This window comes from Methylocystis sp. (genome assembly GCF_021731785.1).
Lineage (GTDB): Bacteria > Pseudomonadota > Alphaproteobacteria > Rhizobiales > Beijerinckiaceae > Methylocystis.
In genome coordinates this window covers 15020-28878 of record NZ_JAKFWS010000014.1, presented here as the reverse complement: position 1 = coordinate 28878, position 13859 = coordinate 15020, and the positions used below count along the sequence as shown (strand labels likewise).

The window sequence follows — 13859 nt, the reverse complement described above, 5'->3', positions numbered from 1 at the left end:
AAGGACACCGAGGCCCGCGCCTGTATTCCTGCGAGTGCAGAAGTAAGTCGCGCGGCATTGACACGTTAACGCGCTGAGCTCGCGCGAAAGCATCATTGAGTTCTCACCTCACTTCGCAGCAACCGTCGCGTCGCGCCAAGCGTTGTGCGCCTCGGCGCGAAACTGCCGATGCGTTGGTCGGCAGATCAGGTGTCGTTGAACATTGAAGGCGTTGTAGACGGCGGCATGGAATTAAGCGTCGTGGGCCTTTATCGGCGTGATCCGCTCGTGTGCAGGCGCGGCCGGTTTTTTGCGCCGAAGCTGCTCATTAACAGATAGATCACCGGCGTCGTGTAGAGCGTCAGCGCTTGGCTGAGCAGCAATCCGCCAATGATCGTAATGCCTAGCGGACGCCGAAGCTCGGCCCCGATCCCGGTCGCAAACGCGAGCGGCAGCGCGCCGAAGGTCGCCGCAAGCGTCGTCATCAGAATGGGGCGGAAGCGTTCGCGCGCCGCCGCCAGAGCCGCGTCATGCACGGACATGCCGCCATCGCGCTCCGCCTGCAAGGCAAAGTCGACGAGCATGATGCCGTTCTTCTTCACGATGCCGATCAGCAGCAAAATGCCGATGAAAGCGATGATGGTGAATTCGACGCCGAACAGTTCGAGCGACAGCAGCGCGCCCAGGCCCGCCGAGGGCAGCGTCGAGATGATCGTGATCGGATGAACGAGGCTTTCGTAGAGAATGCCGAGAATGATGTAGACCGAGAGCAGAGCGGCGAGGATCAGCGCCGCCATTCCGGCCGCCACCTTGCGAAAATCCGCCACGTCGCCGGCGAATTCCGCGCGCAGCTCGCCTGGAGGATTAAGCTCGGCGATCGCCTTCTCGATGGCCGTGACGGTGGCGTCGAGACTGTAGCCGGGCGCGACATTATAGGAGATCGTCGTGGCCGGCAGCAAGCCCTGGTGATGGACAACAAGAGGCATCGAGCTGCGCTCGATACGAGCGAGCGCAGTGAGCGGAATCTGCTCGCCGGTCATTGACGTGACGTAGATTCCGGCCAGATCGCGAATGTCCCGCTGACGTTCGGGCGGCGTCTCATAAACGACGCGATACTGGTTGTGCTGCGTGTAGATGATCGCGTCCTGCCGTTGGCCGAAAGCGCTGTTGAGCGCCGCGTCGATGGCGGCGATCTGAACATTCATGCGGGAGGCGGCGTTGCGATCAATGACGACCTTGGCGCGCAGGCCGCCGCGCTCCTGGTCGGAAGTCACGTCGATGAGCTCCGGCGCCTGCTTTAAGCGCTCAAGCACCTTGTCGCGCCACGTCCCAAGAATCTCGACGGACGGGCTCGACAGGGTGAACTGATATTGCGCCTTGCTCAGCCGTCCGCCCTTACGCAAATCCTGAGAGGGCACCATGAACACGCTCAGGCCCGGAATTTTTGCGAATTCGCCGCGCAGGCGCTCGATCACCTCCTTGCTTGACGCGCGCCGCTCGTCGGCTGGCTTCAGTGCGACATACAGACGGCCCTGGTTCATCGAGTAGGCCATGTAGGTGCCGCCAATGAATGATCCAACATTGGCGACGTCGGGATCGGCGAGCAGCGTCTCGGAAGCAAGCCGCTGCAAACGCGCCATCTCCGTGAACGAAACGTCGCCAGAGGCCTCGGTGGTTCCATTGATCAGACCGATATCGTCCTGTGGCAGGGTGCCCTTGGGTATCGTCTCATAGAGACGGACCGTCCAGACGATTGAGATGGTCACCACGATAAGCGTGGCCCACGGGTGATCGATCACGGGCCGCAGGCTTCGCGCGTAGAAATCCACCACCCGGTCAAGACCGCCTTCGATAATCCGGTCGAAGCGGGAAGGCGCCTTCTCGCGCGGCGCAGGCAAGCGCGCGCAAATCATCGGCGTCACGGTCAGCGAGATGACTGTCGAAATCCCTATGGCGAAGGTCAGCGTCCAAGAGAATTCGCGCAGCAGTCGGCCCATCACGCCTTCCATGAACAGAAGCGGGATAAAGACGGCGACGAGCGATAGGCTGATAGAGACGACGGTGAAGCCGATTTGCTTCGAGCCCACCAGCGCCGCTTCGATGCGGTTCAGACCACGCTCGGCGTTGCTTTGAATGTTCTCGATCATGACAATGGCGTCGTCGACGACGAAGCCAACCGAGATCGTCAGCGCCATCAGCGACAGATTGTCGATCGAAAAGCCGGCGACCCACATCGCAGCGCAGGTGCCGACCAGAGAAAGAGGCACAGTAATGCCGGCTGCAATGACGGGCGTCGAGCGGCGCAGAAACACATAGACGACCATCATCACCAAGACGACGGAGATCGCAAGGGTGCGCTGAATGTCATGAATGCTGGCGCGGATGGTCTGGGTGCGGTCGGAAAGCACATCGATCTTGACGCCGCTCGGGATCCATTCCTGAAGCCGCGGCAGCCGCGCCTTAATCTGATCCACGGTTTCGATCACATTGGCGTTGGGCTGCTTTGTGACGATAAGGAGCACGGCGGGCTTGCCATTGAACCAGCCGGCGGCGTTGCGGTTTTTCACGCCGAGCTCAACCGTGGCGACGTCGCCGAGCTTGACCACCGCTCCGTTGTTCGACGCGATGACGATGTTGCGATAGTCGTCGGGCGTCGATAGCTGATCGGTGGTCGCGAGCGTTATCTCTTGCGCGTCGCCGCTGAGCGCGCCGACGGCGGAGTGGGCGTTGGCGGCGTTGAGCGCGTTGGCGACCGCGTCGACGCCAAGCCCCATGGCGGCGAGACGCGCGCTATCGACTTGGACGCGGATGGCCGGCTGCTCAGCGCCGGCGAGGCGCGCCTCGGCGACGCCTGGAACCTGTGAAACGCGCTGCGCGATCACAGAATCGGCCGCGTCGAAAATTGCGCTGGTCGGCAGGGTGTCGGAGGTCATCGCCAGCACGAGCACTGGCATGCTGGACTGGCTCGCCTTTCGATAGGTCGGCGCCGTCGGCAGATCGGTCGGCAGGTCGGTGATGGACGCGTTGATCGCCGCCTGAACGTCGCGCGCCGCCGCGTCTAGCGGCCGGGAAATGTCGAACTCGGCCTTAATCTGCGTCGAGCCCAGCGAATTCGTCGACGTCAGTTCATCCAGTCCGCTAATGGTGGACAGGCGTCGTTCGAGCGGCGCGGCGACCGATGCCGCCATGGTCTGCGGATCGGCGCCGGGCCGCAGCGCGGAGATGCCGATGACCGGAAAATCCACCGCCGGCAGGCTCGCCACCGGCAGGAAAAAATAAGCGACGGCGCCTAGCAGAAACAACGCGCTGGCAAGCAGCGTCGCCGCGACCGGCCGTTTGATGAAAGGCGCTGAGAAGTTCACTCGGCTGCCTCGCGTGTCGCGCCATTGAGATAAGCGTCGACAGCGGCGCGCTGCGGTTCAAGTCCTAAGCCTGATGCGCCCTGTCTATCGGTCGAAACCCGCAGATAGCGGATGAAATCGCATTTCGCCATTCACTGCGGTCTTGGCCAATGAACGTTGACAAAATATAAGACGCGTTGCGATAGGCGCAATGGTGCCGATCCGACTGTCGGGGGCCATCTAGGCAGAGACCGGCAAAAAGTTGGGGTCAGGCGGCTTAAATTCATTATCGTTGGGCCAACTCCCATCGTACTAGACGCGGCTGAATAAGGCGTTGAGACGATTCAGAAAAGCGATTCTTTGTCTGCAAACGAAGGATCGCATTGATGCAGAATACGTTCTCAAACGCCTTATCCGCAGCTGTGTGTGCCGAAAACTAAATCCGGACGTAATGGTGATGAAGGCCGCCGAGGACAGCGTGTGATTTTATGTTTCCAATCCGCTGAACGGCGCGAGAGATCGGCGCATCCTTGTTTAACGACCGATGCGTCCTAACTTCGTTGTAATAATGAGCGTAGCATCGCAGAATCCGACGCAAATGCCGCTCGCCAAAAACGATGAGATGGTCGACACACTCGCGGCGGATCGACCTGATCAACCGTTCGGCAAAGGCGTTTTGCCAAGGCGGCGCAGGGGCAATCGGCTTGTCACGCATGCCCATGGCGCGCAGTCGACGCGTGACGACGGCGCCAAAGACGCCATCCCGATCGCGGATGAGATAGCGTGGAGCCTCATCCCACGGGAAAGTCCCTGTAATCTGACGCGCAATCCATTGCGCTGTCGGATGTCTGGTGACATTGGTCCAGACAATGGTTCTGCGGTCGAGCCTGTGCGTGCTGAAAACCTCATCCACGTTGATGAGGCGCCGAAATCCGCTAAGCTAGCGCAATGATCGCGCTGATCCGCTTTCTGCTGGCCATTCTGACGTCGCCGTTCAAGTCGAAAAGCCGGCTCGAGGCGGAGAACGTGGCGCTCCGGCAGCAGCTGGTTGTGCTGCAACGGAAGGTGAAAAGCCGGGTCGCGCTTTCAAACGGCGACCGCCTCTTCTTCGTCCAGCTATATCAATGGTTCCCGTCGATCCTCGAGATCATCACGATCATCCAGCCCGAGACTCTCGTGCGTTGGCATCGGGCCGGCTTTCGTCGTTATTGGCGCTGGAAATCACGGCGACGCGGCGAACGGCCGCAGATATACACGGAGCTGCGGGCGCTGATCGTCCGGCTCGACCGCAGAACCCTTGTCTGGGCCAATGGCGCCAGACATCCGACAGCGCAATGGATTGCGCGTCAGATTACAGGGGCTTTCCCGTGGGATGAGGCTCGGCGCTATTTGATCCGTGATCGGGATGGCGTCTTTGGCGCCGTCGTCACGCGTCGGCTACGCGCCATGGGCATACGAGACAAGCCGATAGCGCCTGCGTCGCCATGGCAAAACGCTTTCGCCGAACGGTTGATCGGGTCGATCCGCCGCGAGTGTGTCGACCATCTGATCGTTTTTGGCGAGCGGCATCTGCGTCGGATTCTGCGATGCTATGCTCATTATTACAACGAAGTGAGAACGCATCGGTCGTTAAAGTTAAATAAGGATACGCCGATCTCTCGCGCCGTTCAGCGGATTGGAGCCATCAAATCGCACGCCCTCCTCGGCGGACTTCATCATCATTACGTCCGGATATAGTTTTCGACACACACAGGCAATTTGCACTCAACAACAGTCGCGTATGTCGAGCGGCCCGAACTGACGTCCGAGGCCGATCTCGGTCCACATGAGACGCAATCCGAGATATTCGGCCCACGCTCGTGGTGTATATGCGCGACGGAAGAAAATCGCTCGGCCTGGTGACATTGCGAGCAGACCTCAGCTCGCGGCCTTAAGCTTGGCGGAATGCGGATCATGGCAATCGCTGCAAATGACGCCCTTTGCTTACATCAGACTCTGCTTGAAGGAATGATCGTTGAAGACTTCGTCCTTCATCCGGCCGTCGTCCTCAAAAAGGTCAGACGTCAGCAGCGCTGGCATGTGCGTGTCCATCAGCCATTGGCCAGGCCGCCATTCTCGCTGAGCTGGCCAAGCGCCCCTCGCCAATCGACATGACTCGCGCCCGGTCCGTGGCAACTCTCGCATCCGACGCCGAGTTCGGCGAAGTTGGTTTGGAAGCTATTTGCTCGTCGCGTCATAATTCTTGCGCACCCTGGTGGCGTGACACTCCGCGCACATGAAGCTCCAGTTCTGCATGGAGCGCATCCGCGCGTCGTCGACGCTTTCTGATTTTCAAGAAAAACGGGCGCGACGCGACGTCGCGCTGCTCCCCACAAGGCCAAGCCGCCCCATAATATCCTGACATTGCCGGCGCTTGACAGTCGCGCGCGGCCCTGCGCCAAGAATCGCGGGGCCGCGCCCTGGAGGCTATGCCGCTCCTCGATGAAATGACCCCAAGCGGCTCGGCGGCGAATTTCGGAAGAAGCCCATATGGAGAACTCGCCAGAAGCCAAAGAAACCTGGGCGGTCGCCTCCGATAAGGTTCTGGAGAGATTTAAGACCTCAAGCGCCGGCCTGAGCGAGGCGGAGGCCGCGCGGCGTCTTACCGTCCACGGCCCCAATCGCCTGCCGAGCGGAAAGCGGCGAAGCCCGCTGACACGTTTTGCGCTGCAGTTCCACAATGTGCTCATCTATGTGCTCATCGCCGCCGCAGTCGTGACGGCGCTCATGGCGCATTGGGTGGACACTGCCGTCATCGTCGCGGTCGTCGTCATCAACGCCATCATCGGCTTCATTCAGGAGGGCAAGGCGGAAGAGGCCATGGAGGCCGTCCGCAACATGCTGTCGCTGCGCGCCACCGTCATTCGCGACGGGAAAAGAAGGGTCATGGAAGCGGATGACGTCGTTCCCGGCGACATCGTCTATGTACAATCGGGAGACAAGGTTCCCGTTGACATTCGCCTCATCCGCGTCAAGTCGTTGCAGGTGCAGGAGGCGGCGCTCACCGGCGAGTCGCTGCCTGTCGACAAGAGCACCGAGGCCGTACCGCCCGACGCTTTGCTCGGGGACCGCTCGTCGATGGTCTATTCAAGCACGGTCGTGACCTATGGCCAGGCTACCGGCGTCGTCGTCGCCACCGGAGCTGAAACGGAGATCGGCCGCATCAGCGAACTTCTCTCCGAAGTGCAGACACTGATGACGCCGCTGCTGCAAAAGATGGAAGAATTCGCTCGCTGGCTCACCATCGCCATTCTTGCGATCTGCGCCTTCATCGTAGCCTTCGGCACGCTGGTTTGGGGCTTCGATCTCGCCGAAATGTTCATGTCAGCTGTGGGCCTTGCCGTCTCGGCGATACCGGAGGGGCTGCCGGCGATCATCACCATCACGCTGGCGATCGGCGTGGAGGGAATGGCGCGCCGCAACGCCATCATTCGCCAGCTTCCGGCCGTCGAAACGCTTGGTTCGGTGACGACCATCTGCTCGGATAAGACGGGCACGCTCACGCGCAACGAATTGACGGTGCGTTCCGTGGTCACCGCCAAGGGCGTCTATGAGGCGACAGGCACGGGCTACGATCCGCATGGCGGCTTTACGCGGAACGGACAAGATATCGTGCTGCGCGATGACTCCGATTTGTTGTCGGTGCTGCGGCCGATAGCGCTATGCAATGACGCCGCGCTGCATGAGAAGGACGGCGCGTGGAGCGTCGACGGCGATCCGACGGAAGGCGCGTTGTTGACCGCGGCGGTCAAAGGCGGCGTCAGTTTGCGCGATCTGGCTCTGACGCTGCCGCGCACGGACGAAATCCCATTCGAGTCTCAGCATCGCTTCATGGCGACGCTGCATCACGATCATGAAGGAGCCGGCTACATATTCGTGAAGGACGCGCCTGAGCGGCTGCTCGAAATGTGTTTTTGGGAGCGTGGCGACGAGGACGAGCAGCGCCCGCTCGAATTCGATCGCTGGCACGCGCGCATCCACGACATGGCCGCCAAGGGTCAGCGCGTTTTGGCGGTCGCGTCGAAACCGGCCGAGAAAGGGCAAGAGCAGCTCGCTTTCGGCGACGTCGATAGCGGCCTCACCTTTGTCGGACTTGTCGGCTTGATCGACCCGCCACGCGCAGAAGCCGTCGAAGCCATTCGCGAATGCGCAGCCGCCGGCATTAATGTCAAAATGATTACGGGCGACCATGCCGCGACGGCGAAAGCAATCGCGCGTGAACTCGGCTTGCGGCAGCCCGACTCCGTGCTCACCGGTCATGATCTCGATGCGATAGGGTACGAGGAACTCGGCGAAGCCGTCACGGCGACGACGGTCTTCGCCCGCACCAGCCCCGAACATAAGCTGCGTCTCGTTCAGTCGTTGCAAAGCCGCGGCGAAATCGTCGCAATGACCGGCGACGGCGTCAATGACGCGCCCGCGCTCAAGCGCGCCAACATCGGCATCGCCATGGGTGTCAAGGGCACCGAGGCGGCCAAGGAGGCCGCCGAAATGGTGCTGGCTGACGATAATTTCGCCTCCATCGTTCATGCGGTGAAGGAGGGCCGCGTCGTCTATGAAAATCTGAAGAAGACGATACTCTATATCTTGCCGACCAATGGCGGCGAGGGCCTGACGGTGATCGCCGCCATCGCCATGGGCGAGGTGTTGCCTGTGACGCCGGTGCAGATCCTCTGGGTCAATCTCATCACCGCCGTTACGCTGGGCCTCGCGCTCGCTTTCGAGCCGCCGTCTCCTGGCATCATGTCGCGCCCGCCGCGTCCGTCGGGCGAACCGATCCTGTCGCGCTACTTCGTCTGGCGGATCGTCTTCGTGTCTTTTCTGATGCTTGGCGCGACATTCGGTCTCTATGAACTGGAGAAAGCTCGCGGCATGGGCCTCGACAGCGCTCGGACCGTCGCGGTCAATACGCTGGTTGCCTGTGAGGTGGCTTATCTTTTCAATGCGCGCTTTCTGTCCGAGTCGTCGCTTTCACTGAAGGGCTTCTTCGGCAGTAGCGCGGTGCTGATCTCCATCGCTATCGTCGTCGCGCTGCAGGCGATGTTCACCTATGTGCCTTTCATGCATTCGCTGTTTCACACGACGCCGCTTGACGCTGAGATTTGGGGGCACATCGCCTTCGCCAGCGCCTTGTTGTTCCTGCTTGTCGAGATCGAGAAAGCGATCTTCCGTTCGCCGGCGGCGCAGGCCTGGGTTTCGGGCCTCGGCCCTACCGCGCCGGCACCCCGCGTCGCCGCTGTCGTCGCCCCCGGCGCCTGGCGTCAACCGATTCTCGCCGGATTGTTGGGCTTGATGATTATCGGAGCGAGCGGCGCGATTTATCTTCACACGCGCGCAAATCTCGCGCGTGAGGAAGCGCGCCTTCCGCGCGACGCAATCGCGCGTGTCGTCGTCGCGACAGGCGTCATCGCCCCAATCTCGCAAGCGTCGGTCTTGGCGTCTGCCGCCGGCGTCATCGCGTCGCTGCGTTGCGCGCCGGGCGACAGGGTGACGAAGGGGGAGATATGCGCGACCCTCAATCAGCGCCCTTTCGAGGAAGCGATTGCGCGCGAAAGGAAAGCTCTCGCGGCGGCCGAGATACAATGGATGCAGCGAATCGCCGCGCGCTACGAGGCGCAGGCCACGTTCGAACGGAGAGAGCAGGCCTCGCAGCGGCGCGCCGCGGCGCGCAAGGCGGTTCAAACGGCGCAGCGCGCGCTAGAACGCGCCAAGGCGCAGGTCGAGCGCGCGGAAAACTTCGTCGCCGAGCGGCGCGCGGCGCTGGAAAAGGCCGAGACCGCCCGCACCGGCGCCGAGATCGCCACGCCTCTCGACGGCTTCATCATCGAGCGGCAGGCGGCGGCGGGCCAACGCGTCGCCGCCGGCGCGCCGCTCTTCGTCGTCGGCGACGCGACGACCGTTCGCCTTCGAGCGAAAGCCAGCGGCGCGGACGCCCTCGCGGTCGCAGCGGGCGCCGAGGCGACGCTGACCAGCGCGGCTGCGCCCGGGCGCGCCTTTTTGGGCAAGGTGATCGAGGTTGGGCGGCCGGCGACGCCCGGGGACGACGCAACGGTCGATATCGTGATCGAAGCGGAAAATCCCGACCTAGCGCTTCGGCCCGGAATGGAGGCGTCGGCGCGCTTCGAAATAAACGAGGGCGAGGCCTCGCTGCGCGCGCCAAACACGGCCCTGCGTTATGGAGAAAGGCGCCCTGCGAGGACAAGAACTGGTGCTTCGGCGGGCGGCTAGCGAACGACCTCGATCATGACCTCGTTACGGCGCTGAAAGCGGAATGGTCGCCATGCCGACGCCGCAGCATCATCTTTCCAATAAAGCCGGTATCTTCTCGACGGTTGCCTTTGACCGATCTTCTTCTCCGAACAGCTTCATGCGTCTGATCTCGTCGCACACGACTCGACTTCACCGTGCCCCACAAGCTGTTCTCGCCGCCGGCAGCTTGCGCGTCGAATCCAGTTAAAAGCTAATGGATTTGATCACCTTCTCTCACGCATGTGAGTCGTTCGCAGTTCTGCCCCCATCGCGTAAGGAAGCCTCGAGATGGATGAAAGTCTAAGACAAGCCGTCGCGGTGCTCGCCGTGGCGATGATTGTCGCGATCGCAGCCCGTCAGATTAAGCTGCCCTACACCGTTGGCCTCGTTATCGTCGGCGCGTGCCTCACGCTCTCGAACGCGGATTTCGGACCTCACCTAACGCATGATCTGATTTACGATCTGATCCTGCCGCCGCTTCTGTTCGAGGCCGCTCTCACCATTTCCTGGCGTGAATTACGGCGGGATGCCCTTCCAATTTTCGTCCTCGCGACTCTCGGCACGGTGGTCGCAGCAAGCGCCGTGGCCTGTGGAATGATGTGGCTGCTCGGCTGGCCAGTGGCGTCAGCGTTGGTGTTTGGCGCGCTGATCTCTGCGATCGATCCCGTGGCGATCATCGCCATGTTCAAGGACAACAACGTCCATGGCCGGGTGCGCCTCCTCGTCGAAACCGAAAGCCTGATGAACGACGGCGCGGCGGCGGTTCTGTTCGTCATGGCCCTGGCCTGGGCGCAGTCCGGCGGCCAGGAGCAATCGGCGCTAGAAACCGTCGCGGCTCTTGCGCGCATCGTCTTCGGAGGCGTGGCGGTCGGGGCGGCTTGCGGCGGCGCGGCCATTCTCGTTGCCGGCCGCACGTCGGAGCACTTAATCGAAGCAGCGCTGACAACGGTCGCGGCCTTCGGCTCGTTCTTGATCGCTGAACATCTGCATGTGTCGGGCGTGCTCGCGACCGTCACGACGGGACTGATGATGGGCAACCTGGGGGTGCTGGGCGCCGAGGATAAGAGTTATCTCACAATCAAGGGGCGCGAATTTGTCGTCTCGTTCTGGGAGTTCGCGGCGTTCATGGCCAACTCCGTCGTCTTCCTGCTCATCGGCGTCGATGTAGCCGGTGCTCAGTTTCAATTCTATGCTCCGAAAGTCCTGATCGGAGCCATCGCCATCGCGCTACTTGGCCGCGCCCTGACCGTCTATCCGATCAGCTTGGCCTTCCTGCGCACGCGTTGGCGAATCACCTTTCCCGAGCAACATATTCTCTGGTGGGGCGGGCTGCGCGGCGCGCTTGGTCTCGCTCTGGCGCTCTCGCTCCCGTCGACGCTTCCCTTGCGCGACGAGATCCTGGTTGTGACCTTCGCCATTGTCGGCTTTTCGATCGTCGTGCAGGGACTGACGATGCCGTTGCTGCTGCGCCGGCTGGGGTTCCTGTCTAAATAAGCGAACGTGGACCGGCAGAAAGCGCCCGGCTTGGCCGCGCCGCGACAAGGGACGGTTCTGTAGTGAGAGAACGAAGGAAGGGCGATGACGGCGATGACCGAGGTTTGGGGAAAATTTGCGATTTGCGTCGCCTTGATCGCGGTTGGGGGGCCCGCGCTGGCGCGCTATGGCGACATTATCGCGCAGCGGACGGGGTTGTCACGCAGTTGGATCGGTCTGCTGCTGCTCGCTACGGCGACATCGCTGCCCGAACTCTTTACCGGCGTCACCGCCGTCACCGCCGCCGACGCGCCAAACATCGCGGTGGGTGACGCCTTGGGCAGTTGCATTTTCAATCTGGCGATCCTGGTCGTGCTCGACGCCTTGAACCGGGACGGGTCGGTGTTCACCCGCATGGGCCAGGGCCATATTCTGACGGCCGGCTTTGGGGTCATCCTCGTCGGCTTCGCGGGCGCATCTTTGTTGCTCGGCGCCAGTGAATTCGCCCCGAAGCTCTTTCACATCGGCGTCTTCACGCCAATCCTCATCATTTTGTATCTCGTCGCCATGCGCGCCGCATTCGATTACGAGGCCCGCCTTGCCGTCGCGGGCGCGGTGTCCGGCCCCAAGCCCGAGATCGGGCTTGGTAGGGCGATCGTGGGATACCTCGCAGCGGCGGCGGTCGTGGCCAGTGCGGGGATTTGGCTTCCCTTCGTCGGGCTGGACATCGCCGAGGCCATGGGTTGGCGAGCGACCTTCGTTGGCACCCTGTTCATCGCCGCCGCGACGTCAGCCCCTGAGATGATTGTAACCATTGCGGCCGTGCGTCTCGGCGCGCTCGATATGGGGATCGCAAATCTCCTGGGCAGCAATCTTTTCAACATGCTCGTGCTCGCAATCGACGACATCGCCTATCGGCCCGGATCGTTGTTTGCAGCGGCATCGCCGACGCACGCGGTGACAGCCTTCGCGGCTGTGGTCATGTCTGGGATCGTGATCGTCGCGCTGCTCTATCGGCCCTCGACGCGCTTATTCGGCGTCGTCGGCTGGACTAGCCTGTCGCTGTCGATTGTTTACTTCCTCGCCTCCTATGTGATCTACCTGCACGGCCATTGAAGGGATACGCCGTTCGCGCCGCGCGACGGTCAGGCGTGCCGCCAGACATTCATGGCGGAGGTCAACAGGATCGCGGCGAGGGCGGGAAGCAAAAGCGCGCTCGGCACGATAGCAAGGCCACCACGACGAGGCTCATGGCCTTGTTGAGAATAACAGCATCGAGGATCGCGAAACGGGACGCGCCGATCAGCAGGGGCAGGCGAAACTCCGTGCTGCCGAGCCAATCACGCCGCCAAGCGCGCCGATGGCTCCTCCGGCGAAAGTGTCGCCGCCGCTTCGTCTTACGTTTTTGAGCCGGGTCAAATTGAGCGTCATGAGAACGCACTTCATGCTGATTTCGCAGCGGGGGCGGGCCGATAGAGCGTTGATCGCGCCAAGACCGGAATGGTAAGGCTTCGCTTCGGCAAAGCAACTGCCGGCCGGTCAGCGAGACTTCGCGCGCCGACCGATCGATGTGAACCCCTGGAAGCCACCGGCCGAGATGAGCGAACGAATCGACGCGATTGACTTTTGGCGCGGCGTCGCGCTGGCGACGATTTTCATCAATCACATTCCCGGTAACGTCCTCGGGAGCTTCACGCCGCGCAACTACGGCTTCTCGGACTCCGCCGAAGCGTTCATCTTTCTCTCCGGGATGTCGGTGGCGCTTGCCTATCGGCGCCTATTCGAGACGAAAGGTATCTCCGCTGCATTCTCGCTCATGCGGCGCGCGGGGCGCCTTTACCGCGCGCATCTCGCACTAACGGTCGCCGCGCTGACGCTTTACGGAGTCGCGACCCATTTGACCGGCCGGGACGCACTGCTTAGCGAGCACGGGCGGGGGACACTTTTCGCGGACCCAATCCGGGGCGCGCTGGGAATCGTCACCCTCACTCACCAGATCGGCTACTTCAACATTTTGCCGATCTACGTCGTCTTCCTCTTTCTTGCTCCGACACTGCTCGTACTCGGACTTCGCAGCCGATGGAAGATGCTGGCTTTTTCATTGGCGCTTTATGCTGCGACGCGCGGCTTGGGGCTCAACCTCCCCTCCTGGCCCGATCCGGGCATCTGGTATTTCAACCCGATGGCGTGGCAACTCATGTTCGCCCTGGGGATTTTCGCCGGACTCGCCGCGAAGGAAGGCCGTATCCCAATTCATTCGGGCGCCTACCATCTGGCGCATCTTTTCACCATCGGCGCAGCGATCATCGTATCCAATTGCCTTGGTCTCGCGCCAGGGCTGGTGGACGCCGCCGGGGAGTATCTCGACTGGGACAAGACGCAGCTCGGGACGATCCGCATCATTGATTTTCTCGCGCTCGCATATGCGATCTATTGCTCGGGCGTGACGGCCAAGCTGCGGGGCAGTTCACTGTACCCGGCGGTGTCCTTGCTCGGGCGGCACGCGCTGCCGATCTATTGTGGCGGAAGTCTGCTGAGCGCAGTCGGCCATATTCTCAACGAGACCTGGACCGCTTCGCCATTGTTCGATGTCGTATTCGTCGTTGCGTGCCTGAACGCGCTTCACAAGGCTGCCGCCCTTCTGGAGTGCCGACGTGAAGCCGGCTGTGTCGCGGCAGAGTCATCGATGCCCAATGTAAGTGGCGTCGAAGTGTCTGGCAGAGGCTGACGGTGGGCGGTGGTTAAAGCAGTCAGACCCACTTGTGACGAAATTCGCAA

The 13859-nt window shown here is 61.9% G+C and carries 9 protein-coding genes and 3 pseudogenes; 6 read left to right on the top strand and 6 right to left on the bottom strand.

Annotated features, from left to right (window positions below):
- Nucleotides 1-108: 108 nt before the first annotated feature.
- From QZ964_RS03210 to QZ964_RS03195, 4 genes and pseudogenes are all read right to left on the bottom strand, one after another.
- Nucleotides 109-228, bottom strand: a pseudogene (locus QZ964_RS03210) (IS6 family transposase); the annotation flags it as partial.
- A gap of 20 nt (nucleotides 229-248) precedes the next feature.
- Nucleotides 249-3341 (bottom strand): efflux RND transporter permease subunit, encoded by a 3093-nt coding sequence (locus tag QZ964_RS03205; protein WP_292528732.1) that lies wholly within the window; start codon nucleotides 3339-3341, stop codon nucleotides 249-251.
- A gap of 20 nt (nucleotides 3342-3361) precedes the next feature.
- A pseudogene (locus QZ964_RS03200) lies at nucleotides 3362-3472 on the bottom strand (resolvase); the annotation flags it as partial.
- Between the two features lie 284 nt (nucleotides 3473-3756).
- Nucleotides 3757-4233 carry an integrase core domain-containing protein gene (locus QZ964_RS03195; protein WP_292528731.1) on the bottom strand — a complete coding sequence of 159 codons (477 nt, stop codon included), beginning with the start codon at nucleotides 4231-4233 and terminating at the stop codon, nucleotides 3757-3759.
- Nucleotides 4234-4268: 35 nt separating this feature from the next.
- On the opposite strand from QZ964_RS03195, the gene QZ964_RS03190 reads away from it, so the two are divergent.
- Entirely contained in the window at nucleotides 4269-5057 is a 789-nt protein-coding gene (locus QZ964_RS03190) for an integrase core domain-containing protein (RefSeq protein ID WP_292528729.1), read from the top strand.
- 180 nt (nucleotides 5058-5237) lie between these two features.
- On the opposite strand, the gene QZ964_RS21460 is transcribed toward QZ964_RS03190, so the two are convergent.
- Nucleotides 5238-5291 (bottom strand): hypothetical protein, encoded by a 54-nt coding sequence (locus tag QZ964_RS21460; RefSeq protein ID WP_367119208.1) that lies wholly within the window; start codon nucleotides 5289-5291, stop codon nucleotides 5238-5240.
- Between the two features lie 558 nt (nucleotides 5292-5849).
- Here QZ964_RS21460 and QZ964_RS03185 point away from each other — a divergent pair.
- The 4 genes from QZ964_RS03185 (at nucleotide 5850) to QZ964_RS03170 (ending at nucleotide 12197) form a co-directional block, all read left to right on the top strand.
- Nucleotides 5850-9587, top strand: coding sequence for an HAD-IC family P-type ATPase (locus QZ964_RS03185; protein ID WP_292528727.1), 3738 nt, complete (start codon nucleotides 5850-5852; stop codon nucleotides 9585-9587).
- A 43-nt stretch (nucleotides 9588-9630) separates the two neighbouring features.
- Nucleotides 9631-9816, top strand: a complete 186-nt coding sequence (locus QZ964_RS03180; protein ID WP_292528725.1) for a hypothetical protein — start codon at nucleotides 9631-9633, stop codon at nucleotides 9814-9816.
- Between the two features lie 80 nt (nucleotides 9817-9896).
- The gene (locus QZ964_RS03175) at nucleotides 9897-11102 is read left to right on the top strand and encodes a sodium:proton antiporter (protein WP_292528724.1); all 1206 of its coding nucleotides are present in this window, start codon (nucleotides 9897-9899) and stop codon (nucleotides 11100-11102) included.
- Between the two features lie 84 nt (nucleotides 11103-11186).
- Nucleotides 11187-12197 carry a hypothetical protein gene (locus QZ964_RS03170; RefSeq protein WP_292528722.1) on the top strand — a complete coding sequence of 337 codons (1011 nt, stop codon included), beginning with the start codon at nucleotides 11187-11189 and terminating at the stop codon, nucleotides 12195-12197.
- A 115-nt stretch (nucleotides 12198-12312) separates the two neighbouring features.
- Here the strand turns inward: QZ964_RS03170 and QZ964_RS03165 are convergent.
- A pseudogene (locus QZ964_RS03165) lies at nucleotides 12313-12512 on the bottom strand (sulfite exporter TauE/SafE family protein); the annotation flags it as partial.
- 166 nt (nucleotides 12513-12678) lie between these two features.
- Here QZ964_RS03165 and QZ964_RS03160 point away from each other — a divergent pair.
- Nucleotides 12679-13809: an OpgC family protein gene (locus QZ964_RS03160; protein WP_292528720.1), complete on the top strand. Its 1131-nt coding sequence runs from the start codon at nucleotides 12679-12681 to the stop codon at nucleotides 13807-13809.
- The last annotated feature ends 50 nt before the right edge of the window (nucleotides 13810-13859 follow it).

Excerpts from the sequence above, each read along its gene's own strand:
- QZ964_RS03175 (WP_292528724.1), top strand. The coding sequence starts at position 9,897 with ATGGATGAAAGTCTAAGACAAGCCGTCGCGGTGCTCGCCGTGGCGATG.
- QZ964_RS03170 (WP_292528722.1), top strand. The coding sequence starts at position 11,187 with ATGACGGCGATGACCGAGGTTTGGGGAAAATTTGCGATTTGCGTCGCC.
- QZ964_RS03160 (WP_292528720.1), top strand. The coding sequence starts at position 12,679 with ATGAGCGAACGAATCGACGCGATTGACTTTTGGCGCGGCGTCGCGCTG.
- QZ964_RS03185 (WP_292528727.1), top strand. The coding sequence starts at position 5,850 with ATGGAGAACTCGCCAGAAGCCAAAGAAACCTGGGCGGTCGCCTCCGAT.
- QZ964_RS03180 (WP_292528725.1), top strand. The coding sequence starts at position 9,631 with ATGGTCGCCATGCCGACGCCGCAGCATCATCTTTCCAATAAAGCCGGT.
- QZ964_RS03190 (WP_292528729.1), top strand. The coding sequence starts at position 4,269 with ATGATCGCGCTGATCCGCTTTCTGCTGGCCATTCTGACGTCGCCGTTC.